General features: G+C 68.0%; 25 protein-coding genes, 1 tRNA gene and 1 pseudogene. 21 read left to right on the forward strand and 6 right to left on the reverse strand.

All coding sequences use genetic code 11. The annotated features are described in order from the left end of the window. Window positions 1–24 precede the first annotated feature (24 nt). The 8 genes and pseudogenes from OG937_27925 to OG937_27960 all read left to right on the forward strand — a co-directional run bounded on the left by OG937_27925 (window position 25) and on the right by OG937_27960 (window position 8521). The gene (locus tag OG937_27925) at window positions 25–900 is read left to right on the forward strand and encodes a hypothetical protein (GenBank protein ID WUD75248.1); all 876 of its coding nucleotides are present in this window, start codon (window positions 25–27) and stop codon (window positions 898–900) included. 17 nt (window positions 901–917) lie between these two features. After that, the gene (locus OG937_27930; GenBank protein ID WUD75249.1) at window positions 918–2225 is read left to right on the forward strand and encodes an Ig-like domain-containing protein; all 1308 of its coding nucleotides are present in this window, start codon (window positions 918–920) and stop codon (window positions 2223–2225) included. Next, window positions 2222–3196 carry a sortase gene (locus OG937_27935; GenBank protein ID WUD75250.1) on the forward strand — a complete coding sequence of 325 codons (975 nt, stop codon included), beginning with the start codon at window positions 2222–2224 and terminating at the stop codon, window positions 3194–3196. The genes OG937_27930 and OG937_27935 overlap by 4 nt, the downstream gene beginning before the upstream one ends. Window positions 3197–3266: 70 nt before the next feature. After that, entirely contained in the window at window positions 3267–4031 is a 765-nt protein-coding gene (locus tag OG937_27940) for a phosphate ABC transporter ATP-binding protein (GenBank protein ID WUD78907.1), read from the forward strand. A 9-nt stretch (window positions 4032–4040) separates the two neighbouring features. Next, entirely contained in the window at window positions 4041–4628 is a 588-nt protein-coding gene (locus tag OG937_27945) for a flavoprotein (GenBank protein WUD75251.1), read from the forward strand. 1136 nt (window positions 4629–5764) lie between these two features. Continuing rightward, window positions 5765–7414, forward strand: coding sequence for a hypothetical protein (locus OG937_27950; protein WUD75252.1), 1650 nt, complete (start codon window positions 5765–5767; stop codon window positions 7412–7414). A gap of 50 nt (window positions 7415–7464) precedes the next feature. Continuing rightward, window positions 7465–7629 (forward strand): annotated as a pseudogene (locus OG937_27955) (site-specific integrase). Window positions 7630–8116: 487 nt separating this feature from the next. After that, entirely contained in the window at window positions 8117–8521 is a 405-nt protein-coding gene (locus tag OG937_27960) for a hypothetical protein (protein WUD75253.1), read from the forward strand. A gap of 693 nt (window positions 8522–9214) precedes the next feature. Here OG937_27960 and OG937_27965 read toward each other — a convergent pair. The 3 genes from OG937_27965 to OG937_27975 all read right to left on the reverse strand — a co-directional run bounded on the left by OG937_27965 (window position 9215) and on the right by OG937_27975 (window position 12700). Next, window positions 9215–10504: a hypothetical protein gene (locus OG937_27965; protein WUD75254.1), complete on the reverse strand. Its 1290-nt coding sequence runs from the start codon at window positions 10502–10504 to the stop codon at window positions 9215–9217. 142 nt (window positions 10505–10646) lie between these two features. Next, complete coding sequence (locus OG937_27970; GenBank protein ID WUD75255.1) at window positions 10647–11741, reverse strand: YDG/SRA domain-containing protein; 1095 nt, start codon at window positions 11739–11741, stop codon at window positions 10647–10649. A gap of 644 nt (window positions 11742–12385) precedes the next feature. Then, on the reverse strand, window positions 12386–12700 hold the full coding sequence (locus OG937_27975; GenBank protein ID WUD75256.1) for an immunity 53 family protein: 315 nt from the start codon (window positions 12698–12700) through the stop codon (window positions 12386–12388). 427 nt (window positions 12701–13127) lie between these two features. Here OG937_27975 and OG937_27980 point away from each other — a divergent pair, with 427 nt between their 5' ends. Next, the gene (locus OG937_27980; protein WUD75257.1) at window positions 13128–13598 is read left to right on the forward strand and encodes a GNAT family N-acetyltransferase; all 471 of its coding nucleotides are present in this window, start codon (window positions 13128–13130) and stop codon (window positions 13596–13598) included. A 461-nt stretch (window positions 13599–14059) separates the two neighbouring features. On the opposite strand, the gene OG937_27985 is transcribed toward OG937_27980, so the two are convergent. Both OG937_27985 and OG937_27990 read right to left on the reverse strand, forming a co-directional pair. After that, window positions 14060–14521, reverse strand: a complete 462-nt coding sequence (locus OG937_27985) for a hypothetical protein (GenBank protein WUD75258.1) — start codon at window positions 14519–14521, stop codon at window positions 14060–14062. Between the two features lie 11 nt (window positions 14522–14532). Then, window positions 14533–15003, reverse strand: a complete 471-nt coding sequence (locus OG937_27990) for an NUDIX domain-containing protein (GenBank protein ID WUD75259.1) — start codon at window positions 15001–15003, stop codon at window positions 14533–14535. A gap of 18 nt (window positions 15004–15021) precedes the next feature. Between OG937_27990 and OG937_27995 the strand changes: the two genes are divergently transcribed. The 12 genes from OG937_27995 to OG937_28050 all read left to right on the forward strand — a co-directional run bounded on the left by OG937_27995 (window position 15022) and on the right by OG937_28050 (window position 22531). Further along, window positions 15022–15801 (forward strand): GntR family transcriptional regulator, encoded by a 780-nt coding sequence (locus OG937_27995; protein ID WUD75260.1) that lies wholly within the window; start codon window positions 15022–15024, stop codon window positions 15799–15801. A gap of 140 nt (window positions 15802–15941) precedes the next feature. Then, a complete protein-coding gene (locus tag OG937_28000; protein WUD75261.1) occupies window positions 15942–16292 on the forward strand; it encodes a hypothetical protein in 351 nt (116 codons plus the stop codon). A gap of 2 nt (window positions 16293–16294) precedes the next feature. Further along, on the forward strand, window positions 16295–17656 hold the full coding sequence (locus OG937_28005) for an FtsK/SpoIIIE domain-containing protein (GenBank protein WUD75262.1): 1362 nt from the start codon (window positions 16295–16297) through the stop codon (window positions 17654–17656). An 82-nt stretch (window positions 17657–17738) separates the two neighbouring features. After that, on the forward strand, window positions 17739–18404 hold the full coding sequence (locus tag OG937_28010; GenBank protein ID WUD75263.1) for a DUF2637 domain-containing protein: 666 nt from the start codon (window positions 17739–17741) through the stop codon (window positions 18402–18404). 15 nt (window positions 18405–18419) lie between these two features. Beyond that, window positions 18420–18599, forward strand: coding sequence for a hypothetical protein (locus OG937_28015; protein ID WUD75264.1), 180 nt, complete (start codon window positions 18420–18422; stop codon window positions 18597–18599). A gap of 4 nt (window positions 18600–18603) precedes the next feature. Next, entirely contained in the window at window positions 18604–18795 is a 192-nt protein-coding gene (locus OG937_28020; GenBank protein ID WUD75265.1) for a Mobile element transfer, read from the forward strand. A gap of 11 nt (window positions 18796–18806) precedes the next feature. Beyond that, on the forward strand, window positions 18807–18965 hold the full coding sequence (locus tag OG937_28025) for a hypothetical protein (protein ID WUD75266.1): 159 nt from the start codon (window positions 18807–18809) through the stop codon (window positions 18963–18965). Window positions 18966–18976: 11 nt separating this feature from the next. Beyond that, window positions 18977–19294, forward strand: a complete 318-nt coding sequence (locus OG937_28030) for a SpdD-like protein (protein WUD75267.1) — start codon at window positions 18977–18979, stop codon at window positions 19292–19294. Between the two features lie 91 nt (window positions 19295–19385). Continuing rightward, window positions 19386–19571: a hypothetical protein gene (locus OG937_28035; protein WUD75268.1), complete on the forward strand. Its 186-nt coding sequence runs from the start codon at window positions 19386–19388 to the stop codon at window positions 19569–19571. Further along, window positions 19564–20946, forward strand: a complete 1383-nt coding sequence (locus tag OG937_28040; GenBank protein WUD75269.1) for a replication initiation protein — start codon at window positions 19564–19566, stop codon at window positions 20944–20946. Before OG937_28035 ends, OG937_28040 begins: the two co-directional genes overlap by 8 nt. Beyond that, a complete protein-coding gene (locus tag OG937_28045; GenBank protein WUD75270.1) occupies window positions 20943–21140 on the forward strand; it encodes a helix-turn-helix domain-containing protein in 198 nt (65 codons plus the stop codon). The genes OG937_28040 and OG937_28045 overlap by 4 nt, the downstream gene beginning before the upstream one ends. Further along, window positions 21140–22531, forward strand: a complete 1392-nt coding sequence (locus tag OG937_28050) for a site-specific integrase (GenBank protein ID WUD75271.1) — start codon at window positions 21140–21142, stop codon at window positions 22529–22531. Before OG937_28045 ends, OG937_28050 begins: the two co-directional genes overlap by 1 nt. Window positions 22532–22707: 176 nt before the next feature. Here the strand turns inward: OG937_28050 and OG937_28055 are convergent. Next, window positions 22708–22780 (reverse strand) — tRNA-Arg (locus OG937_28055). Window positions 22781–22957 lie beyond the last annotated feature (177 nt).

Consider the following 22957-nt stretch of genomic DNA (forward strand, 5'->3'; position numbering starts at 1 on the left):
AAGCAAGACAAGAGGAGAAAGACAGTGTCCTTCACACGCCTGCACCGCTCGACCGCGGCCGCACTCGGCTCGCTCGTCCTGGCCGGCGGGGCGGTGGGCATCATGGCCGCGACCTCCGCGCACGCGGAGACCATCGGCACGCTGAAGGTGACCCCGGGCACGGGCTCGGACACCGGCGGAATAGAGCTCTCCACCTCGGGCACCTGCCCGGCCGAGGCGACCTACGTCATGGTCAAGGTGACCGGCTCGGGCTTCCCTGAGCAGGGCGCGAACGTGGTCAGCAACGCGCCGGGCAGCATCTACCCCGCGACGGAGGAGGGCGGCTTCCGCGTTCCGCTGACGCAGACGATGCGCGACTACGCGAAGGACGCGGGCTTCGACGAGCTCAAGGGCCGCTACGAGTTCACGGTCATCTGCCGCCAGGCGTTCTTGGATACCACGTACGGCGACTTCAAGGGCTCGATCTGGTTCACCACCAACACCACCTACCAGGACACCGACCCCGCGAGCGGCACCCCGACGCCCACGCCGACCCCGAGCACCACCCCGACGAACACCACCACGCCGACGGACAGCCCCACGCCGACGACGGACCCGACCGACACCGGCGAGCCGACCGACACCGGCGAGCCGACGGACACCGGCGAGCCCACGGACACCACCGGTGGTGACACCAGTGGTGACACGGGTGACGACACCACGGGCGGTGACTCGCAGGACATCTCCACCGAGGTCGACGGCGGCGCCTCGGGCGGTGACGGCGACTCGCTGGCGGCCACCGGCGCCGACGCGGGCTGGCTCGCCGCCGTCGCGGCCGCCCTGGTCGCGGCCGGCACCATCGCCGTCCGGCAGGCGCGCCGCCGCGGTCTGCTGTCCTTCAACGACTCCTCGAACGACTGAGACGGCGGGAGGCGACCATGAAGATCACCACCGTACGCCGGAGACTGTCGCTGGTGCTCGCCTCGGCGATCGCCGCGGGCGGCATCGCCGTCGCCGCCGCCGGAACCGCCAGGGCCGAGGTCATCGGCTCCATGGAGGTCGCCCCGGCCATCGGCACGGACGTCTCGGGGATCTCGCTCACCACGTCGGGTCCCTGCCCCGAGGAGGCGACCAACCTCATCCTCAAGGTGAAGGGCGCCGGCTTCCCGGCCGAGGGCCAGAACGTGGTGGGCAACTCGGAGATCGCCATCTACCCGGCGGTGCCCGGCGGCGGGTTCACCGTGCCGCTGATGCAGACGATGCGCGACTACGCGAAGGACGCGGGCTTCACCGAGCTGAAGGGCCGCTACGACTTCACCCTGACCTGCCGCAAGGCCTTCGGGGCGGACACCTTCGGCGACTTCACCTCCGCCATCTGGTTCACCTCCAACACCACGTACCAGAGCACCCCGCCCCCCACCCAGGTCGCCACCACGACCACCCTCGCCGCCGGTCCGCCGAGCCCGGTGGTCCAGGGCACCGCGGTGAAGCTGACCGCGACGGTGGTCCCTGCCGCGGCCGCGGGCTCGGTCCGCTTCCTGGACGGCGCGACCCAGATCGGCTCCGCGGTCACGGTGTCGAACGGCGCGGCCTCGCTGACCACCACCGCCCTGGGCGTCGGCACCCACGCGCTGAGCGCGGCGTTCACCCCGGCCGACGCGGCGGCGTACAAGCCGTCGGCCTCCGCGGCGCTCCCGTACACCGTCAAGGTCAAGCCCCCGGTCGTCGTCACGGCCCCGAAGGTGACCGGCACCGTCAAGGTCGCCTCGATGGTGACCTGCTCCGCCACGTTCGGCGGGGCGACCTCGTACACGTACGCCTGGCTGCGCGACAAGAAGGTCGTCAGCGGCGCGACCGCGAAGACCTGGGGCCTGACCTCCGCCGACTACAAGCACAAGGTCGCCTGCCGGGTGACCGCGAAGAACACCACCGGCAGCACCGCGGCGACGAGCCCCGCGGTGACCGTGGGCGTCGGCCCGGCCCTGAAGAACACCAAGCTGCCGACGATCAGCGGCACCGCCAAGACCGGCAAGCGGCTCACCGCCAAGGCCGGCAGCTGGAAGCCCTCGGCCACGTCCTACAGCTACGAGTGGCGGCGCGACGGCAAGGCGATCCGCGGCGCCACGCACTCCACGTACGTGCTGACCAAGGCCGACCGCGGGCACCGCGTCGCGCTCAAGATCACCGCGAAGCGGTCGGGCTACACCAACGGCAGCGCCACCTCCAAGTCGGTGAGGGTGGGATGACCCCGGTCGGCACCCCGGTCCGCGTGGCTCCCGCCCACGACCGGCCCGCCCCCTCGGGGAACGGGCCGGCGGACCTCACCCCGCCGGGGCCGGCGGCCGGCCGGACGCGAACCACGCGTCCGGCCGGCCCCGGCCTGCGGGTCGCCGGGGCGGCCCTGAGCATCCTGGCGGCCCTGCTCCTCGGCTTCGTCGTGGACGTGGGCCTGCTCGGCCAGGTCCGCCACGCCCGCGACCAGCAGGTCGACTACGCCGCCCTGCGCAATGACCTCGCCAACGGGGTGGCACCCGTGGGCGGCTCGGGCGACGGCCTCAAGCCGCTCACCACCGGCACCCCGGTGGCGGTGCTCTCCGTCCCCGGGCTCGGACTGCGCGAGGTCGTCGGCGAGGGCACCACCTCGGAGGTCCTGACCCGCGGCCCGGGCCATCGCCGCGACACGCCGCTGCCCGGTCAGGCCGGCACCAGCGTCATCATGGGGCGCCAGGCCACCTATGGAGGCCCCTTCCGGCACCTCGGCGGCCTCCACCCGGGCGAGCAGCTCACGGTGACCACCGGCCAGGGCGTGCACCGCTACCGCGTCGTCGCGGTCCGCCGCGCCGGTGACCCCCAGCCCGCGCCCCCCGCGGCCGGCAAGGGCCGCCTGACGCTGATCACCGCCGAGGGCACCGCCTTCATGCCGCGCGGCATCCTGCGGGTGGACGCCGACCTGATGTCCGACGTCCAGCCCGCCTCCGCCCCCGCCGTCGCGCCCGGCGCGCTGCCGGCGGACGAGACCGCCATGGCCGTCCAGGAAACCGCCTGGCTGCCCGTCGTCCTGTGGGGCCAGGGCCTGCTCCTGGCCGCCGCCGGCCTCGCCTGGGCGCACGCCCGCTGGGGACGGCGGCACGCCTGGGTCGTCGGTGTCCCCGTGCTCGGCCTGCTCGGCCTCCTCGTCGCGGACCACGCGGCACTGCTCCTGCCCAACCTGATGTGAGGACCCGTTCGTGACCGAGACCACCATCCCGCTCCCGCCGATCACGCAGGACGCCCGCCCCGGCGCCACCCTGGAGGCCCGCCGTATCTCGTGCTGGTTCGGCGACCACAAGGTCCTCGAACGGGTCTCCCTGACCATGCCCGCCGGGCAGGTCACCGCCCTCATCGGCCCCTCGGGCTGCGGCAAGTCCACCTTCCTGCGGACCCTCAACCGCATGCACGAACTCGTGCCGTCCGCCTCCCTGGCGGGCGAAGTCCTGCTGGACGGCGAGGACATCTACGCCCGTGGGCGCCGCCTCACCGAGGCCCGGCGCCGCATCGGCATGGTCTTCCAGAAGCCCAACCCCTTCCCGGCGATGTCGATCTACGACAACGTCACCGCGGGCCTGAAGCTCACCGGGCAGCGGGTCCGCGACGCCGCGAAGGACGCACTCGTCGAGGAGTGCCTGACCAAGGCCGGCCTCTGGAAGGAGGTCCGGGCCCGGCTGCGCCAGCCCGGCGGCGCCCTCTCCGGTGGCCAGCAGCAACGCCTGTGCATCGCCCGCTCGCTGGCCGTCCGGCCCAAGGCGCTGCTCATGGATGAGCCCTGCTCGGCCCTGGACCCCACCTCGACCCGGCGCATCGAGGAGACGATCCGCGAACTCGCCCACGAGGTCACGATCGTGATCGTCACCCACAACATGCAGCAGGCCGCCCGCGTTTCGGACCAGTGCGCCTTCTTCCTCGCCGAACAGGGCACCCCCGGCGGGATCGTGGAGCACGGCCCCACCCCCGCCATGTTCGGCAGCCCGACCGATCCGCGGACGGCCGACTACGTCGAGGGCCGGTTCGGGTAAGGGGTGTCCATGCCTCCTCACACCTCACCACCCCAGGTGCGGCCGGTCCGCGGGGTCCTCGCCGTCGTCGGCTCGGCCGCCGACGGCGTCGAGACCCTGCGCGAGGGCCTCGTCCTGCCCGCGCTCGCCCGCGGCTGGCGCGTCGCCGTCACGCTCACCCCGACCGCCGCACGCCGGCTTGGGGAACAGGGCGAGACCGGGCGGCTGCGCGACGTGACCGGCCTCCCCGTGCGCGACCGGTCGCGGCTCCCCGGCGAGCCGCGGCCCCATCCGGCCGCCGACTGCTGCGTGCTGGCCCCGGCCACCGCCAACACCCTGGCCAAACTCGCCCTCGGCATCGCCGACAACCAGGCCCTCACCCTGCTCGCGGAGGTCCTCGGCACCCCGCACGTGCCGCTGGTCGCCGTCCCTGCCGTCAACGCGGCCCACGCCCGCCACCCGGCCTGGCCCCGCCACCTCGCCACCCTCCGCGCGGCCGGCGTCCACCTCCTCCACGACCCGGACGCCCGGCCCCTCCCCGAACCGGGCGAGGCGCCGGACGGCCGCGGTCTCCCGTGGGCCGACGTCCTGGACGCGGTCGACCGTACGACGGGATGACGGCGGCGGTCCGTCCATCGCGGGGAAGGGAAGGAGACCGGCCAATCGTGAACGGCCGATTCAGGCGCGGCGCGCGTTGCGGGAAAGCCGCTCCCCGGCGGCCGCCGGGCGTCGCCCCGAAGGCCCTCCCGCGGCACCGGACGCCCCACCCGCCGGCCCCACTGACCGCCGCCGGCCCGCCCGTTGCGACCCCGCCCCCACCCCGCGGCACGCACGCCGTGCACACCTCCGGCACGCCCGGGCGACCGCCCTCGCACCCAGGGTGACCAGCAAAAAAGCCCCTCCATGTGGAGGGGCGCAGTGGGTGCCCCCGGCAGGACTCGAACCTGCGGCCAAGCGCTTAGAAGATGCGGGCACACCCCCCGTAGCTCGCGCCGGCAGGCTTCCGGGACCGCTGCGGCGGGTTGGTGGGAGTTGCCGTCGTTCGCCCTCGTTGCCGTCAGCGCTGCCGTCGCTCGACCGAATGACTCACGTGCACGCTTTCCAAGTCTGCGTATGCCAGTCACAGGTCGGTACGGGATCATTCCCCTCTGTTCACGTTGGCTCGTTCCTGCAGGTTCCGGCCGGAGGTGGGACTCGTCTGGACGGGGCTGAACGCATGCGAATGAGACCACGACTGAGATCAGCCCCCCAGCCGATCGTCGCTAAGTATCAGGCTGGGCTGCTCCTGGCCGTCACGACGCTGTCTGCGCCCATGAGACGTCCACGATGACGCTGCGTGAAGCGCAACAGAAACATTCCTGAGCTCATGAGCGAAGTCCCGGGAAGCGGTCACGTTCAGCGCATTCCGGCTGGCAGGGCAGCGTAGCGGCCCAAAGGATGTGCATTGACGGACGGCTGGGCTCTTATTGCTGCTCAGCCGTCGCAATTCATCATGACGGCTCCCAAGAGCCGACCGGCCTGGAGAAACAATGTCCCTCATCTCCCCTGCGCTCATATCCAGCGGCGTCTTCGCAGACTTACGCCGTAGCGCACGGCACCAATGGCTCACCCGGTTGAGCGTCATCCTGGCAGCCCTTTCCCTCGCCCTCCTGCCGACCGCTGCTCCTCACGCCTTCGCAGCAACACAGAAAGACTTGCCCCACAATCGCTTGAACCCCGCGGGCGGATCTGAGGTGCCCGCTGTGCAAGGGCGTGTGGCCGCGCCGTTGAGCGCGGCGTTCTCCACGGTGACGATCCCGGCGGGCACGAGCCCGATCCCGGTGGCGGTGGCGCCGAACGGCAACGTCTACGTCGGCAACGCCAATTCGAGCAATGTGACGGTGATCAGCAGCACCACGAACACCGTCCTGGCCACCGTCCCCGTCGGCTCGAGCCCGGCCATGGTGGCGGTGGCGGCGAACGGCAACGTCTACGTCACCAACCAAAGCTCGAACAACGTAACAGTGATCGACAGCACCAATAACACGGTCCTGGCCACTGTCCCCACCGGCGGGGGCCCGTTCGCGTTGGCGGTGGCGCCCAACGGCAGGGTCTACGTCGCCAACTCGACGTCGAACAACGTGACGGTGATCGACAGTAGCAATAACACGGTCCTGGCCACCGTACCCGTCGGCGCGGTCCCGGACGCGGTGGCGGTGGCGCCGAACGGCAACGTCTACGTCGCCAACCGAAACGCGGGCACCGTGACGGTGATCGACAGCGCCACGAACACCGTCCTGACCACCCTCCCCTCCGGCGGGTTCCCTGGCGCGGCGGCGGTGGCGGCGAACGGCAACGTCTACATCGCCAACCAGACCTCGAACAACGTGACGGTGATCAGCAGCGCCACGAACACCGTCCTGGCCACCGTCCCCGCCGGCACGGTCCCGGGGGTGGTCGCGGTGGCGCCGAACGGCAACGTCTACGTCACCAACACCGTCTCGAACAACGTGACGGTGATCGACAGTGCCACGAACACCGTCCTGGCCACCGTCCCCGCCGGCGGGGGCCCGTTCGGGATAGCGGTGGCGCCGACCGGCAAGGTCTACGTCGGCAACTCAAATTCGAACAACGTGACCGTGATCGACAGTGCCACGAACACCGTCCTGGCCACCGTCCCCGCCGGCGCGTTCCCGTTCTACGTGGCGGCGGCGCAGAACAGCAACGTCTACGTCACCAACGCCAATTCGGCGAACGTGACGGCGATTTCGCCATTGACGGTGACGACCTCACCCACGTCGCCGAAGTGCGAACAATCGGTGACGTTCAGCATTTCCGGGGGCACTCCGAGCGGGACAGCGGTGGTGGACTTCGGGGACGGCAGCTCCACGGTCACCGTCGCCCTGGACGCCACCGGGAGCGGGCAGACCAGCCACACGTACGCCGCCGGTACGTTCACCGCGATCGTGAACGGCAACCCCACCTCCGTCACCGTGGCGAGCGGATCCGGCCGGCCGTGCTGTCGCGGTGGGTCCCACGCGGGCGATGGCGCGCGGCCTTCGCAGTCACCCCGACCGCACTGCTGCGCCGGCATGGGCAACTCGCCGCACGCAGATGGACCTCCGCCCAGCACCGTCGCCCCGGCCGCCCATCCGTCACCCCGGCCGTCAAGCGGCTCATCCTGCCCTTGGCCCGCGAAAACAGCAGCTGGGGCCACCGCCGAACACAAGGCGAACTCGCCTGCCTCGGCTACCCGATCGCCCCATCCACAGTCTGGGAAATCCTTCATGCAGCCTGAATCGACCCTGCCCCGCAACGCTCCGGCCCGACCTGGCGCCAGTTCCTCACCGACCAGGCCCGCGGCATCATCGCCGCCGACTTCCTGCACCTCGACACCGTCTCACTCAAGCGCCTGTACGCCCTGATATCCATCGAGCACGGCACCCGGCGCGTCCACCTCGTCGGCGTCACCGCGCTGCTGACCGCGGCCGGCGTCGCGCCTCGCGTAGTGATGGAGATCCTCGGGCACTCCCAGATCGCCGTCACGATGAACGTCCACACCCACGTGGTGCAGGACACCCAGCGTGAGGCCGTGAGCCACATGGGCCGGCTGCTGCGGAGGCGTCCCGGCCGCGAGTGAGCGTGGCCGTTGATGTCTGATCCGGATGCCGAAGACCCCCAGCCATGACCGGCTGGGGGTCTTCTCACTGGTGGGCGTGGACGGTTTCGAACCGCCGACATCTGCCTTGTAAGTTGGGGCGAGACCTCAGTCGGCCTGCCGGGAGACCCCGCGACAGGGGCCCCCTGCCTTGCCTTCGGCTGCCGTGTTCCGCAGCTGTCCCTCGACGTTGATGTCATCCGGTGATGTCAGCCGCGACCGAGGCGGCGCTTAGAAGGCGCCCCGCTCGTTCGCCCGCAGTAGTCGGCTGACCTGCACAGTCGCGTTGCCTGACGGAGCCTTGCGTGCCGACTCCGACACGCATTCGACAAGGTGTCCCGGGGGCCTGGCACGGCCATCATTGGATCTGCCAAGTGCTCGTCGGCAATGCTGAGTCCGTTGTGGCTGCCTCCTGTGGTGCTCTGTCTGCCCGTTACGATCGCGGCTCACTCACGAATGAGGAGGTGTCGTGAACGAGGAGCACTCTGCCAATCGGGCCGAGGCCACGCTCGAGCCATACGCGCGCGCAGCCCGTGGTTGCACGGCCGCCCTCGCCTTCGCCTTTGCCGTGCTCGTGGTCTTGTTCAGCTTTGGGGGGACCATTGAGATGGAGTCGTTTCCCGGGCTGCGGGAGAACATGGGGCCTGTGATCGTCTACATGCTGGTGTTCGCAGCGCTGGTTGGCGTCGGCGGACTGGCGCTCTCTGGCTGGCGGTCCTACGGGGGATGGGCTGCTGTCGCCTGCATCGGTGCCCTCATGGCACTACGGATGTGGACGCTCGCTCCGGCGCTCCACTGCTGGTCGTACGACAGCGTGGGGCGCAATGACGACGGCTCGTACTACTGCGTGAACCGGGGAGACATGCTCCCCTGAGGCCTCGGAACGCCCGATGGGGGTGGTGGGCGTGGAGGGTTTTGAACCGCCGACATCTGCCTTGTAAGCCTGGTGGTCAGGGTCATCGTGGGTATGCAGGTCAGGCCATGTCTGAAGCGATCCCAGCTCAGCAGGTCATCTTGACTGCGACGAACCGTCATTGTCCGCGGCTGACCGTCCGATGTGGCACGGATGTGGCACGCCTATCATCGGCAGCCGCGAACATGGGGCGGTGAACACGGATTCGCCACGGCCGTCGGCGCGATGTTAGCCATCGTTGTCTTCGTCGCGGCCTCTCGGCTGACAGCACCACCATCCGGATCTGCGGCGCGGCACAATCTGCACTGAGGCCAAGATGATCTACACCAACACGCACGCTTTGATCCCCAGGCGTAGCCAGTTTGGAAGACGCCGTATGCGGATCGCGACCGACCTGGCAAGGCACTGACCTGGGCCGGAGGGCGATCGGCGCCTCTGTTCCCCGTGAGTCCCCGTTGCGTCCCGCCGGAACGGGCACGCGACGGGCACGGTTGATCGTGGCGTCCCAAGCCTGCCGCGTCCTTGTGATTGGCCGGCGCTCGAGCGATGGCCAATCACTTGGCCTATTACAGCAGCCAGCAGCCGTAATCAGCGCTTGACGCGCCCAAGCGCGGCATGACCGAGGAGGGCCGGCTCGCCGAAGCGGGACAGCATTTAGATGATCCTGCCGTGGGCAATGATGATCTGTTCGGCGCAAAATCTAACGAGTGGGATTTCCTGAATCAACTCAGCATCATTCACGAACGGAAAGTACCGAGGTCGCGCACCGTCTTTGGCATGCACGAGCGAATTCCGAGTCATGTATATGCGCTTCGCCAGAGCAGACCTGACCTCGGCATCTCGCTCCAGCGTCAAGTCCGCGAGCACATTCTCGGAAAAAGACGGGGAACAGGCCTTATAGTGCTGGATCAGCGCATCGTCATGAGCCCTGATATCTGCAACCAGACGGGCGTTATCAACGAAGCGTTCCAATACAAGCATAAGGGCGCGCTGCTCGTCCACGCCCCCCTCATCTCGCACGCGCCGCTGGGTGGCTGTAACTAGCTTGATGATGCCCTGAATATCCTTCGACCGCTTTAGCGAAAAGGATGGGTCTGCAATCTTTCGACGAACCTGCTCTACGAAGTCATCGTTAAATACCTTTTCGAAGAAATGTTCTGCAATGTGATAGTAGGAAAGATATTGCAGCATGGGACTTTCGGCTGAAACCGCCAACTGATAGTGGTGAACCAGATCCGAGCTGTACGTCATTCGGGGGGCGTCGGGCGCTCCAGCACCCGCCCGCCGGCGGCGCCGTATTTGCCCGAGCGAGAATAGATGATCAAATCCTGGCGGGACGCGATATGAAAGGTCATAATTATACGCGAGCTGAAATAGGAACGCATCTGCGATGTCCTGGAAGTCTTGTCGATTCTTTGGTGATCCAATCTGGAGCGTAGTAAACGAAAGTGATCGCCCCAGAAAGTCAGCCAAGCTGATGGAATCAACGTATTCGTCTGACTCCGTATCTACCGCGTACCGTATTTCTCGCAGTCTGCGCTGGATATTTCTCGTGACTGCGGAGAGCGAGCCGGGCCCGTCTTTACGTGCCGCGAAAAGCAGATGCAAGGCGTACTCAAGAGAGGGTGCCCCAAGGCGGAATTTTAGGCCATTTTCGTCGGACGAGTCGACTTCTTCCTCTCGAAGGTGCCCCAGTCTCGCTGAGCCATTCATGGCAACGAGGAACTCGCAGCGCTGCCCCCAATCAAGACCAGAACCGACGGAACTTGCTTTATTGAGTCGTTCAATGGCTTCTCTAAGCTCAGAGACCTCAAATCGAGCAACTGCCTGCCCCTCGCTGGCCTGCGCCGGTGATTTCAGGAAGATGTGTTGGTCCGTTTGGGTCTCGATCCTGAGGATTTGCTTGAGCAGCTCGATTGCACTCTCAAGGGTGTGCTCACTCATTGGACAGATACCTCATCGGTCGGGGCTGGCTCGGTTCTTCCCTAAACCTGGGAAGCGGGGCATCCTGAATCGTGCGGGGCCACTGATCACTCATAGCAGCTGACGGCCTGGCAGGAGCTGGAGGCAACTTGGCGCGCCTCGCTCACATCCAAATCCTCATATCTTGGCCAGGCCAAGCGAGCACAATTCCGGCCCGCTCACAGATGCCAAGCCATCGACTTTCCGACGGAGCTCGCTCGACCCAGAGAACTCCCCGTACGTTAGGCGCGCGGGCGCTGAGTTGATCTACGTAATCAAGCAGTTGCCCTAGGCCTGAGCGAAGCTGCTCAGTCTCATTCTCCAAGCGAAGAGATTTCACCTCGGCGACTGTCAGAATCTCTTCACGCTTCCAGGCAAGGTCGAAAGCCGGATCCGTGAGGGTCGGCGAAAGCGGTGTCATGCCGTGCGCGCGCACTAGGTCAGCCAGAGCATTCTGCAGGCCACGATGTGTCGCAAGATTCCTTCCGACCAGTAGCCAGTCTGGGGCGCTCGGCGTGGCCGGCAGTGGAATAACCGACTCATTCTCGGGCCGGTATTCGCTACCGATCGGAACGTTCGGTGCCATCACGGCATCGCCGACTCTGAGGAGATGGAAATAAATAACGGTTCGCAGTGGCCCGTTGTTTGTTGAAGGTGCACTGCCCCAAGAGTATGGCTTACCCGGGTTAAGAACCCATTCTCCGGTATAGCGAACGACGCCACGGCTCCCAATGAACAGGCGAAGGCGCTTCCCGTTCTTGAGGTGATCTCGGATGGCCTTATTGCCCTTGGTGAAGGTTTGATCGCCGATCTGGCCTTCGCCTGTATACCGGAACGTTCCGTCAGACTCCCACCGATCCTCATAGCCGTGCTGCGGGCCAGCTGTGGCATCCGTGAAGATGAGGATGTTATCCGTCTGTTGGGAGGGGCTAATGCCGCCCTGGCGACTTCCTCCGTACCGATTATGGAGATCTACCCTGCGAATCTCCTCCCCCGGCTTCAGGAGCCAGTCATCGTCAGGCGGAAGGTTGGAAGCATCTGAAGTGGGAACGTCTCGTTCGGCCTCCGCAACGAGCGCACTCCACTGTTCATCAGTGAGTCGGTGAGGGTTTGCGGCGAACGGTTGCGTGAGCACTCCGGTCCCGTCGAAGACTTTATTATTCTTGAACCAGCTTCGAGGGATTCGACGCGGCAACCAGGTGGTAATCCTGATCGGCACTGCGTGTCGGGGTCCTGGTTCCTCATCCCAGTACCCGTCGTCGTTCTCAGCAACGGTCCAGAACGGGTCGCCCGTCAACTCGCCCAGAGCGGCAACTCCGCCGCTAGGGCCGCTCAACCACAGAGCGAATTGGGCACCTGATTGGAGCTCCAATAGGTGCCTGCCAACGGACCATGAGTCAAGCTCGCCCCCATCTGCCAGGAGCTCATCCAGGCGGAACTTCTTCGGGTTGCACACCAGCACCCAAGCGCTCAACTTGCCGACCCCTCTGCCAGGTTGTGAAGAGACAGATTAGCTAACTAACGGTACGACGATGTGCTTCGGGTCTCGGCGGTGCGCGAACGCAACCCAAGGGCTCCTGGGAGTAGGGCTTGGCTCAGGTGCTCAGGAGTGTATCGACGGCGCAGCGGTTGCTGAGCTCGGCCGGCGGGCCGCTCCGTTGCCGTCAAGCGCTACCGTCAAACGCCCCGCAGCATGATCGCTGCGGGCCTTCGCGCTGGTGGGTGCAGCCGGATTCGAACCGCCGACATCTGCCTTGTAAGTTCGATTCGCCCGTTGTGTCTGCTCTAGTCAGCAGCCGCCGGCGAGGCGTGTCGCCTCCATCAGGGAGTGTCGGGATACGCAGTCATCTGCCGCCGTTGATGTCAGGCTCGGATGTCAGCGGCCCGCGCCCAGTCCCGGAACAGGGTCAAAACTTCCGCGAGGTTCTCTGGTCCGCAGGCAGCGTGGAACGCATGCTGTGAGCGCCATGTCTCAACCCAATCATCGTCACTGCGCTCGATGCTCTGCTTCGAGTAGGTGCAGCGTTCGAGGACCGTCCCGCCGATCTCGATCCGGACAGTCCACCCCGGGTTGTCGAGCGTTTCGATCTTGATCCCCCACTGGTGTTCCCAATCCCCATCACACTGGGCGAGGTACCACTCTTGGAGCCAAGCAAGGACGTCTGTCGATTCGCTCACGCGCCAAGGCTAGCTGGGGTAACCGGAGCCCTGAGCTTGGGAATCACCGGGCCTTGGGCCCCGGGTCGTGCTCTGACCAGCGCCAACGGCAGTTGGGGCGAACCATCGGGCTCGCCCCAGCATCCGTCGTTGACCGTGGTTTACCGCCCTCTCGGGCACGGAACGGGCACGGCGACCTTCTGATCCGTAGCTCTATGCGGATCGGTCGGTGACGGGCATACCGGTCGGGTGATAGCCCGACGAGGGCGCCGCTGGACAGGGCTGGTTGCTGTGGTTGCTGTACCGCTACCTCAGAGCCTGGCGAGCTGAGCGGGTGTTCTTGAACCAAGGGTGCTCATGTCCGGCGGTTGACCGAGCTGTAATACATGCAGGTCACTGGCTGGGTAGCACTATGCTGATCGCCCGGATGTAGCTCAAGGGGGCAGGCGTGACGAACATCACCGCAGCAATGTCAGTTGAGGTACGCCTCGCCACCGAGGAAGACCACCAGTGGCTTTACGAGCTGCACGAGCAAGCGCACAGGGCATTGGTCGAGCGGGTATACGGGCCTTGGAAGCAAGACCAGCAACGTGCTTTCTTCGTGCCTTTGGTGAGCGATCATGATGTGTTCATCTTCAGCAATGGTGACCGCCGAGTCGGCGCTGTCTACCTAGGTGAGCGCGACGGTGACGTGTGGCTTGAACTCGTCGAGATTCTTCCCGAACTTCAGCGCCGTGGCTACGGCACCCTCGCCTTGCGCTGGGTTGTGGAACGCGCGGGCAAGCAAGGTGTCGGCACGCTTCTTCAAGTGCATCGCGTGAATGAGGACGCTCACCGTCTGTACCTGGCTGAAGGGTTCTCCCCCGCCGGGGAGACCACGACGCATCATCTGCTGCGTAAGTCCTTCAGCGCTGGGTAGCTGCCTTCCGCCTCCTCAACCACCACTTTCCCCGGCTCCCATCCCGTACGCCGTCGACCCGCACACCGTGGAGCGGGCGTGGTTCCGGGCGTCCAGGTGGAGCGCGCCACTGTACGAACGACCTGGACGCCCGGGGCCGCGTCTGCTCGGCTTTGCCTGGGTCGAGGGCGGCAGGGATGGGAGCTTCCACGCACGCCACCACGCGCCCGCAGTCGGCAACGGCGCCCCCGCCATCCCGGTGCTGGCCGATCCCCCGCCGGAGGCACTGTCTTGGCCAGTGTCCGGGTACGGTGCGCTCGCCTCATGGCCATCGGCCCTATCCATGCGTGGGCGCGCGGTGGCGGACGGCGCGCCGAGCGGGGCGAAGACAGGAGTGTGGGCGCGGCCGGACGCCGGCCGCGCGCCCGGCGGAGCGTGAGCGACGCCGGGTGCCTTGATGAAGTAGAGAAACTCTTACCGCGCTAGTGCCTCAGTGTCGCGAAGCTGCCTCGGTTGAGCGCGATACGCGTAGCGAGGTCGTCCAGTGAGCACTCGATCCGAGCGTTCGCGATCGGCTCGAAGCCCGTGACGTCTGGCGCTGTCGCGCGGTAGTCCGAGGGGTCGATGCCCCATGCCTCGATGAGGCTCCACCCAGCCTCGACGACCGTGGCATGGCCGTCCGTGGAGGAGACGCGCAGCCATGCTGTGCACTGATCTGAGAAGTCGTAGGGGAGGTAGGCGGTGCCTCCTGCGCCCTTGAGCTCGTTGATCTGCGCTATCCACTGCTCTAGCAGGCGTGCCAGATTCGCGCCGAGGTGCCGCGACTCCAGTGTCAGGTAGTACGAGTCGCAGGTGTGGCGGTGACCTCCGATGTGCAGTCGAAGATCGTTATGCCAGTGCTTCCCTGCCAGGTGCTCGAACCAGAGAGCAACCGAGTTCGTCATGAGGAAAGTCTCTACCAGGAGTTGACGGCCAGGTGCCGCCCGTCGTGACTCCGGACATGCGGTCCGTTCCCGTCCAGGGCGTCGAGGAGCCGGACCGCGAAGACCTCGGACATGCGCTCTGCGACCTCGTCGGGCGTGAGCCAGTCGACGGCTGTGGACTCGTCGGAGGTGCGCTCGGCGCCGCCGGAGGGCTTGCAGCGGAAGACCAGAGCAACGATGCCGCGGGTGGTGTTCTTGTAGACCCCGGTGAGCTGGTCGACCTCGACGTGCATGCCGGTCTCTTCCCAGACTTCGCGCTTGACGCCGTCCTCGGGGGTCTCGTTCAGTTCGAGGATGCCGCCCGGGAGCTCCCAAGTGCCGTTGTCGGCACGACGGATCGCCAGGAGCCGGCCGTCTTCGCGCACGACTGCTCCGGCTACTGATACGGAGTGCAGTGCTGGCGTCGGTGTGGGCCCCTGCGATTTACTCATGTACAGGAGCATAGGAGGCGGAGAAGGACTATGGGAACCGCGGTAGGAGGGGCGAGGTTGGTGCCTCGGTACGTGGAGATTGCCGATGAGATCGTTCTGCAGATCCGGCAGGGCGTTCTCAAGCCCGGCGACACGGTGCCGAGCGAGTCGGAACTCATGGACCGCTACGGCGTCTCCGGTGGCACGATCCGCAGAGCGATGACAGAGGTCCGCGCGAGCGGCCTGGTGGAGACGCGCCACGGCAAGGGCTCGACGGTCAAGGACCGCCCGCCGGTGCGGCATCGGTCGTCGGATCGCTTCCGTCGCTCGCTCCGCCGGGGTGGCAAGGCCGCGTACCTGGCTGAGTCCGAGCAGTCCGGCGCAACGGCGAAGGTCAGCGTCCTCTACATCGGTCCCGTGGAGGCTCCCGAGGACATCGCCGAGCGGCTGGGTGTGGAGGTCGGCGCCAAGGTGCTGGCACGGCGGCGGCTCTACTTCCGCAACGGCACCCCGGTGGAGACGGCTACCTCGTACCTGCCGTGGGACGTGGCGAAGGACATCCCCGAGCTGTTCGCCGAGAACCCGGGCGGCGGTGGCATCTACGCCCGGCTGGAAGACCACGGGCACGAGTTCGCCGAGTACGTCGAGACCTTGCAGGCCCGGCCGGCCTCCAAGGCGGAGTCCTCGGAACTGGCGCTCAGCCCTGGTGCGCCAGTGATCCACCTCATCCGGAACGCGGTCACCGTGGACGGTCGGGTCGTGGAGGCGTGCGACACGCTCATGGCCGCTGACCAGTTCGTTTTCACCTACCGCATCCCCGCAGTGGACTGACGCTCATTCAACTCCTCGCAGCCCGCCGTGATTTCTTCTTCACGGCGGGTTGACTCATGTATAGGAGTCGGGCACTCTTCTTCATGTCACTCCTATACATGAGTGACAGAGTCGAAGCCTCTATAGAGGAGTGATCTTCTGTGCGTCAGATCCCCGTCGACACCTCCGCGGCCACCGTGATGGTCGCCCAGCCGCCCCAGCCCAAGGTCCGCGACCGCCGCACGGGCGAGATCGCCACCGACGCTGAGACCGGCGCGACGATGATGACCGTGGACGTGATGTTCGCGGCGAACGGCGAGGTCGAGATCCTGTCGGTGGCCGTCCCGGAGCCGGGCATCTCCGGCGAGCTGGTGATGGGCACCCCGGTCGCGATCACGGGCCTGGTGGCCCGGCCGTGGGAGAACGAGTTCAACGGCCAGCGCCGCCACGGGATCAGCTTCCGGGCGGTCGCGGTCACCTCGCTCGCCGCCGGCACCGCGAAGGCGGCCTGAGCATGACCCGGTTTACGGTCGCGTTGCTGCTGGTCGTCGCCACCGCGTTAGTCCTGCGGTGGCGGCGCCCCGCCTGGTACTGGCTGACCTTCGGCGTCACCCTCGCCGTGCTGCGGGTCCTGGTCCGGTACGCCACCGTCATGGAGGCGTGCGGGCTGACCGTGCCGCCGTCCCGCTGGCGCATGGCACTCGCGCGGGCCACCAACCGCCCCGCCCCCGGACCGCGAGCCCCGCGCATCCTGCGACTGCGTCCCACCCGTACGGGCCTGGTGGTGCGGTTAGGTCTGCGGCCGGGGCAGGACGCCTTCGACGTCGCCGCCTCCTGTGACCGGCTGCGGCACTCGTTCGGCATGTACGGCGTGACCTCGCGCGAGCTGCGCTCGGGTGTGGTCGAGCTGCGGATGACCGGATACGACGTCCTCAAGCGGGTGCAGATGCCCGCGAAGATCGACCGCACCCCGATGCGGGTCCCGGTCGCCCTGCGCGAAGATGGCGCCGTTCACTACCGCGACTACCGCACCGTCCCGCACGCCCTGACCCTCGGAGCCACGAAGTCCGGCAAGTCCGTCTACCAGCGGAACCTGGTCGCCGAACTGGCCGCGCAGGACGTCGCGCTGGTCGGGATCGACTGCAAGCAGGGTGTGGAGCTGTTCCCGCTGGCCCGCCGGTTCTCCGCGCTGGCCGACAACCCCGACACCGCCGCCGACCTCCTCGACGCCCTCATCGCCCGCATGGAGGCCGTCTACCAGCTCATCCGAGCCGAGCAGCGGATCACCGCCGACGTGCCCGACGCGGAGATCGCCGCCGACATCTGGGACCTGCCCGACCACCTGCGCCCGACCCCGGTCGTGGTCCTGGTCGATGAGGTCGCCGAACTCGCCCTGTTCACCACCAAGGACGAAGAAAAGCGCCGCGACCGCATCATCACCGCACTGGCCCGGCTCGCCCAGCTCGGCCGCGCCGCCGGCATCTACCTGGAGATCTGCGGCCAGCGCTTCGGCTCCGAACTCGGCAAGGGCATCACCATGCTCCGCGCCCAGCTCACCGGCCGCACCGCCCACCGCGTCAACGACGAACCCTCCGCGAATATGGCCTTCGGCGACATTGCCCCTGACGCCGTCCTTGCCGCCATCCAAATCTCCCCGGACGCCCCCGGTATCGCCGTGGCCGGTGACTCCACCGGCGGATGGGCCCGCATCCGCACCCCCCACACCACGCTGCGCCAGGCCGTCAACGCCTGCAACCGGCACGCCGACCGCACCCCGGACCTCCCTGAACTGGCCCCGTTCCGGCCCGCCCTGGCTGCCCACCTCACCCCGGTGACGGCACCGCCCGCCAAGACACCGGCCCCTGCTGCGGCTTGATCCCTCCCCGCCAACGGCCGGCGCGACCGCCTCGCGCCATGTCCCTACCCGACCCATGCCGAAAACAGGAAGGAGACCGACGATGCCCAAGCTCCGCGTGGACGCCGTCCTCGTACAGGCCGTGATCGCCGGTGCCCTGTCCTTCGCCCACCTGCACGACCTCGCCGCCGCAGCCGGACAGAGCGGCTGGAAAGCCTGGGCCTACCCGATCAGCGTCGACCTGCTCCTCGTCGCCGCCTGGCGAAAGCTCCGCTCCCTCCGTCCCAGCGGTGAACCGGTGCGGGCTGCGTGGTTCTGGTTCGCCACGGCCCTGGCCGCATCCCTCGGCGCCAACGTGGCCACCGCCGGCCTCCTCGACCTGGACCACGTGCCGGACTGGCTGAGCATCCTCGTCGCCGGATGGCCCGCCCTGGCCTTCCTCGGCGGCACCCTCCTCGTGCACGCCCCAAGCCCCGCCCAAGGACGCCAGGAAGCCCCGGCCCCCGACGTGACCGAGGCGGCCGACCTCGAACGCGCCCCTGAGCCCGAGCCCGTGCCGGACGCCGTCGAGGCCGCCGAGCCCGTCCCGGCCCTGCCCGCGCCCCCGCCAGCCCTTCCCGCAGTCCCGGCCGCACTGGTTACCCACGCCCGGAAGGTCGCCGACGACCACCACGCCCGCACCGGGATCCCGATCGACACCGACACCCTGCGCCTCCGGCTCGGCGTCCCCGCCCAGCTGGCCGACGCCATCGCCGCCCACCTCACCTGACAAGGAGGACAAAGCATGCGCCCGCACATCCGCGCCGCCCTGGAACGGTCCGCCGAACTCACCCGGAACCACCGCCTGGTGGACGCCATGCGCCTGGGCGAGGACGCGATCAACCAGGCCACCGACGACGAACACCCCGAGATCCGACAGTGGCTCACCGACCACGTCGGTGACTTCACCGGACAGGAGGACTGACCCCATGCCCGCCCGCGACTTCTTCCACTCCGTGATGCGGATCGGCCCCGTGCAGATCGGCACCCACCGCGACCGACACGGCACCACCAAACACGCCGCGGTGTGCACCAACGACCGCTGCGGCTGGTCCGCCGACTACTCCAGCCAGTCAGCCGCCCAGCTGGCCGCCCGCACCCACCGCTGCACGGCCCGATAGGAGGCCCGCCCGTGGACGTCCCGCTCTGGTTCGCCCTGATCGTCGTCGGCTACCTCGGCTGCAAACTCATCCGCCCACCGCTCTGGCTCGTCCTGGTGCTGCTCCTGGGCGGCTACCTCATCGCCGACAGCCTCCTCGCCCCCGTCATCGACACCCTCATCGAGAAGTAGGGAGACCGCTCATGCTCCGGCCGAAGATCCCGACCAACCCCACCCCGACCGGCGTCACCATCCCGCTGCCTGTCGAGCCGACCACCGTCGTGCAGTCCGTGCCGGCCTCCGTACCCGCGCCCGTTCCGGCGGCTCCGGTGTCGTCCCGGCCCGTCGTGCAGCTCACGCCCGGCGCCCTGGTCGCGCTCGTCGGCGGCGGCACCGCGGTGGTCCTGGTCGTCGGCACGGTCCTGGTCTCGCTGCTGCTGGCGGTCGCCGTCACCGCCGCATCGGTCGCCGTGTGCGCCGTGGTCCTGCGCTCGATGCTCAACGGCCAGCACAAGCGCTGACCGGCTCCCGGGGCGGTCTCAACCGCCAAGTATCGCCCGCCCCGGGAGCCGTGCCCCTGCCCGAACCAGCGATCCGGAAGGAACTCCCATCATGACCCACCCCACACCGCCCCCGGCACGGATCTGCCCGGCCTGCGACGGCTTCGCCTCCGCCGCCGTCACCCTCGGCGGACGCGACCGTAACGGCCACCTGCGCACCCTCACCGTGCACTGCCCGGCCTGCCACGGCGCCAGCACCCTCCGACCCGTCCGGACGCGGGAGGGCGCCCGTGTCTGACACCGCGACCCTCGCGGGCCTGGACCCGACCACCCTGACCGACCTGCTGCGGGTGGCCGGGTCCCCGGGCTTCCACCGCTGGGAAGACCAGATCCGCCGCACCGGCGGCTGCTCCGACCCCGTCCACCTGACCGGCTGGACCCTGACCAAAGACAAGGTGAGCGGCGAGACCCTGCATCACTACTCCACCAAGCACGAGCCCGGCGGACGCCTCCGCATCGCGTGCGGCAACCGCCGCGCATCTCGCTGCCCGGCCTGCGCCTGGACCTACGCCGGCGACACCTACCACCTCATCCGCGCGGGACTGGCAGGCGACCAGCGCCGAGACATCCCCACCACCGTCCGGGATCACCCGAGGGTCTTCGCCACCCTCACCGCCCCCTCCTTCGGCCGCGTGCACAACCGCCCCGACACCGGCCGCTGCCGCTGCGGCACCCAGCACCCGGCCGACGATCCGGCCCTTGGGACCGCGCTCGACCCACAGACGTACGACTATGCGGGGGCGGTGCTGTTCAACAACCACGCCGGACAGCTGTGGCAGCGGTTCACCAACCGGCTCCGCCGCGAGATCGCCGCCCGCGCCGGCCTCACCCAACGCGCCATGGCAGAGGTCCTGCGCGTCTCCTTCGGCAAGGTCGCCGAATTCCAAAAGCGCGGAGCCGTCCACTTCCACGCCGTCATCCGCCTCGACGGCCCCGAAGGTCCCGACACCGAGCCCCCGTCCTGGGCCACCACGGGCTTACTGGAAGACACCATCCGCGCCGCCGCCCACCACGGTTACACGAGCGTCAGCGTCCCGGCCGCCGGGGACCAACCGGCCCGGACCTTCCGCTGGGGCACTCAGCTCGACGTCCGCCCGGTCAAAGCCTTCGGGGACAGCTCCGACATCACCGAACAGGCCGTCGCCTCCTACGTCGCCAAGTACGCCACCAAATCCGCCGAGACCACCGGCACCCTCGACCGCCGCATCGGCGAACTGACGGAGCTCGACCGACACTGCGTGCCCGACCACGCCCGCCACCTCATCCAGGCCTGCCGCGACCTCGACGACCTCTACCCCGACCGGCGGCTGTGGGCCTGGGCACACATGCTCGGCTTCCGCGGCCACTTCTCCACCAAATCCCGCGCCTACTCCACCACCCTCGGGGCGCTGCGCCAGGAACGCGCCGACTACCGCGCCGCCCAAGAGCACGCAGACCTCGGCCTGGAGCCCATCGAGCCCGACACCGTCCTGGTCCTGGCCGACTGGCAATACGCCGGCCACGGCCACACCCCCGGCGAATCCGCCCTCGCAGCGTCCATCGCCCGGGACATCCAGCTCAACCGCGAAACCGCACGCGAGGAACTTGCCCACAGCGGAGGGGGACTGGCATGACGACTGCACGTCGATCAGCAGGGATGCTCACCATGGCTGACGTCTGCGAGGAACTGAAGATCTCGCGGTCGACCTTCTACGAGTGGCGGCAGAAGCGGCGTGCCCCCCGGTGCATCAAGCTGCCGAACGGAGATCTGCGCATCCGGCGTAGCGACCTGGACCACTGGCTCGACGACCACGAGGACGCGGCCTGATGGAGACCACGTTTGATGTCCGGGTCTACAAGATTCTTATCTACAAGGGCAGCCGTAAGACCTCCTACACCGTGCGATGGGTCGTCGCCGGCAAGCCCTTCCGCGAGACGTTCGGCACCTCAGCTTTGGCGGACTCCTTCCGCTCGGATCTGGTCTCCGCGACACGCCGGGGTGAGGCCTTCAGCGTCAGCACAGGGCGGCCGGTATCCCACCAGTCCGGAGCGAGTGCCGTCAACTGGTACGCCTTCGCGATCGAGTTCACCGACGTTCTGTGGCGCCGCACGTCCGGCAACAACCGGAAGAACGTCGCCAAGGCGCTCATGACCACGACGATTGCCCTGTTCCGTAGTCCTCTGCCCAGCCGCTTCGCTGCCGTGGACGTACGGACCGCGCTGCGGGAGTTCGCCTTCAACACGAACCGCCGCGGCGAAGCGCCCCCCGAGGTGTCCACGATCCTGCGGTGGGTGGAGCGCAACACCGAGTCGATGGCGGCCTGGGAGGACCCCCGGAAGGTCGACGGCGTGCTCCACTCGCTCGCGTCGAAGCTCGACGGCTCGGCCGCTGCGGCGTCCTCGATCAAGCGGAATCGGAGGGTGCTGAACGTGGCCATGGAGTACGCCGTGAAGCACGCCGTCCTGCGCACCAATCCTCTTCCGAAGGGTCGGGGTACCGCCCCTCAGACGTCGTCCGCGGTCGACAAGCGATCACTCATTAACCCTGACCACGCCGCGAGTCTCCTGGGCTGGATCTGGCGCCGTCCTCGCGGTGGCCGCCGGCTGCACGCCTTCTTCTCCACGCTGTACTACGCGGGGCCCCGGCCGGAGGAAGCGGTGGCCATGCGTGTCCTGGACGCCCAGCTGCCCGCCGAGGACGACGAAGACCAATGGGGCGAGCTGCTGCTCCACACCGCTCGGCCGGAGGTGGGGAAGCAGTGGACGGATACCGGCATGGTCCATGAGGTGCGCGGGCTGAAGGGCAGGGCCAAGGACGACACCCGCGTCGTGCCGTGTCGTCCGGCGCTGACGCGCATCCTGCGGGAGCACGTGAAGGCGGAGGACCTGAAGCCCGGCGATCTGCTCTTCCCCGGGGAGCACGGGGACACCCTCGCGGGGTCGGTTTTTCGCCGCGCCTGGCGCACCGCTCGGCAGCAGGTGCTCGCGCCGGCAGAGTTCGCCTCGCCGCTCGGCAAGCGCGTCTATGACCTGCGGCATACCTGCCTGACGTCGTGGCTCAACGCGGGCGTCCCGCCAGCGCAGGTTGCCGAGTGGGCGGGCAACAGCGTCCCCGTCTTGCTTGCCACCTACGCGCGTTGTATCTCCGGTCAGCTAAGGGATCACCAGAGGCGGATCGAGGCCGGGGGAGACCTCCCCGAGCCGGACGAAGATCGCTGAACCGGTCCCCGGAACTTCGACACGTATTCGACAGAGCCACCCGCGCAAACCCGGTGACAGCCGGACGGCGCCGGAGGGTTCCCGTGATCATCCGCGGGTGGTCCGGCGCTGCTCCGCTCCGCGTGGCGAGGCTCTGACCAGCAAAAAAGCCCCTCCATAGGGAGGGGCGCAGTGGGTGCCCCCGGCAGGACTCGAACCTGCGGCCAAGCGCTTAGAAGGCGCCTGCTCTATCCACTGAGCTACGGGGGCCGGACGTTGGCCGCGACCGAACCCGCCCCTTGTGTCGACGGTTCCGTGACCTTGCCGGGGACAAGGATAGGGCGCGGCTGATGTGCGGCCGGTTGCTTCGCCTTCATGACACGTTGTGTAGGTTCGGTGAAGCGGTCTGATAATCGCAGGCAGGTGCGAATGTCGCACCAGTTTTGG

This window comes from Streptomyces sp. NBC_00510, from assembly GCA_036013505.1.
Lineage (GTDB): Bacteria > Actinomycetota > Actinomycetes > Streptomycetales > Streptomycetaceae > Actinacidiphila.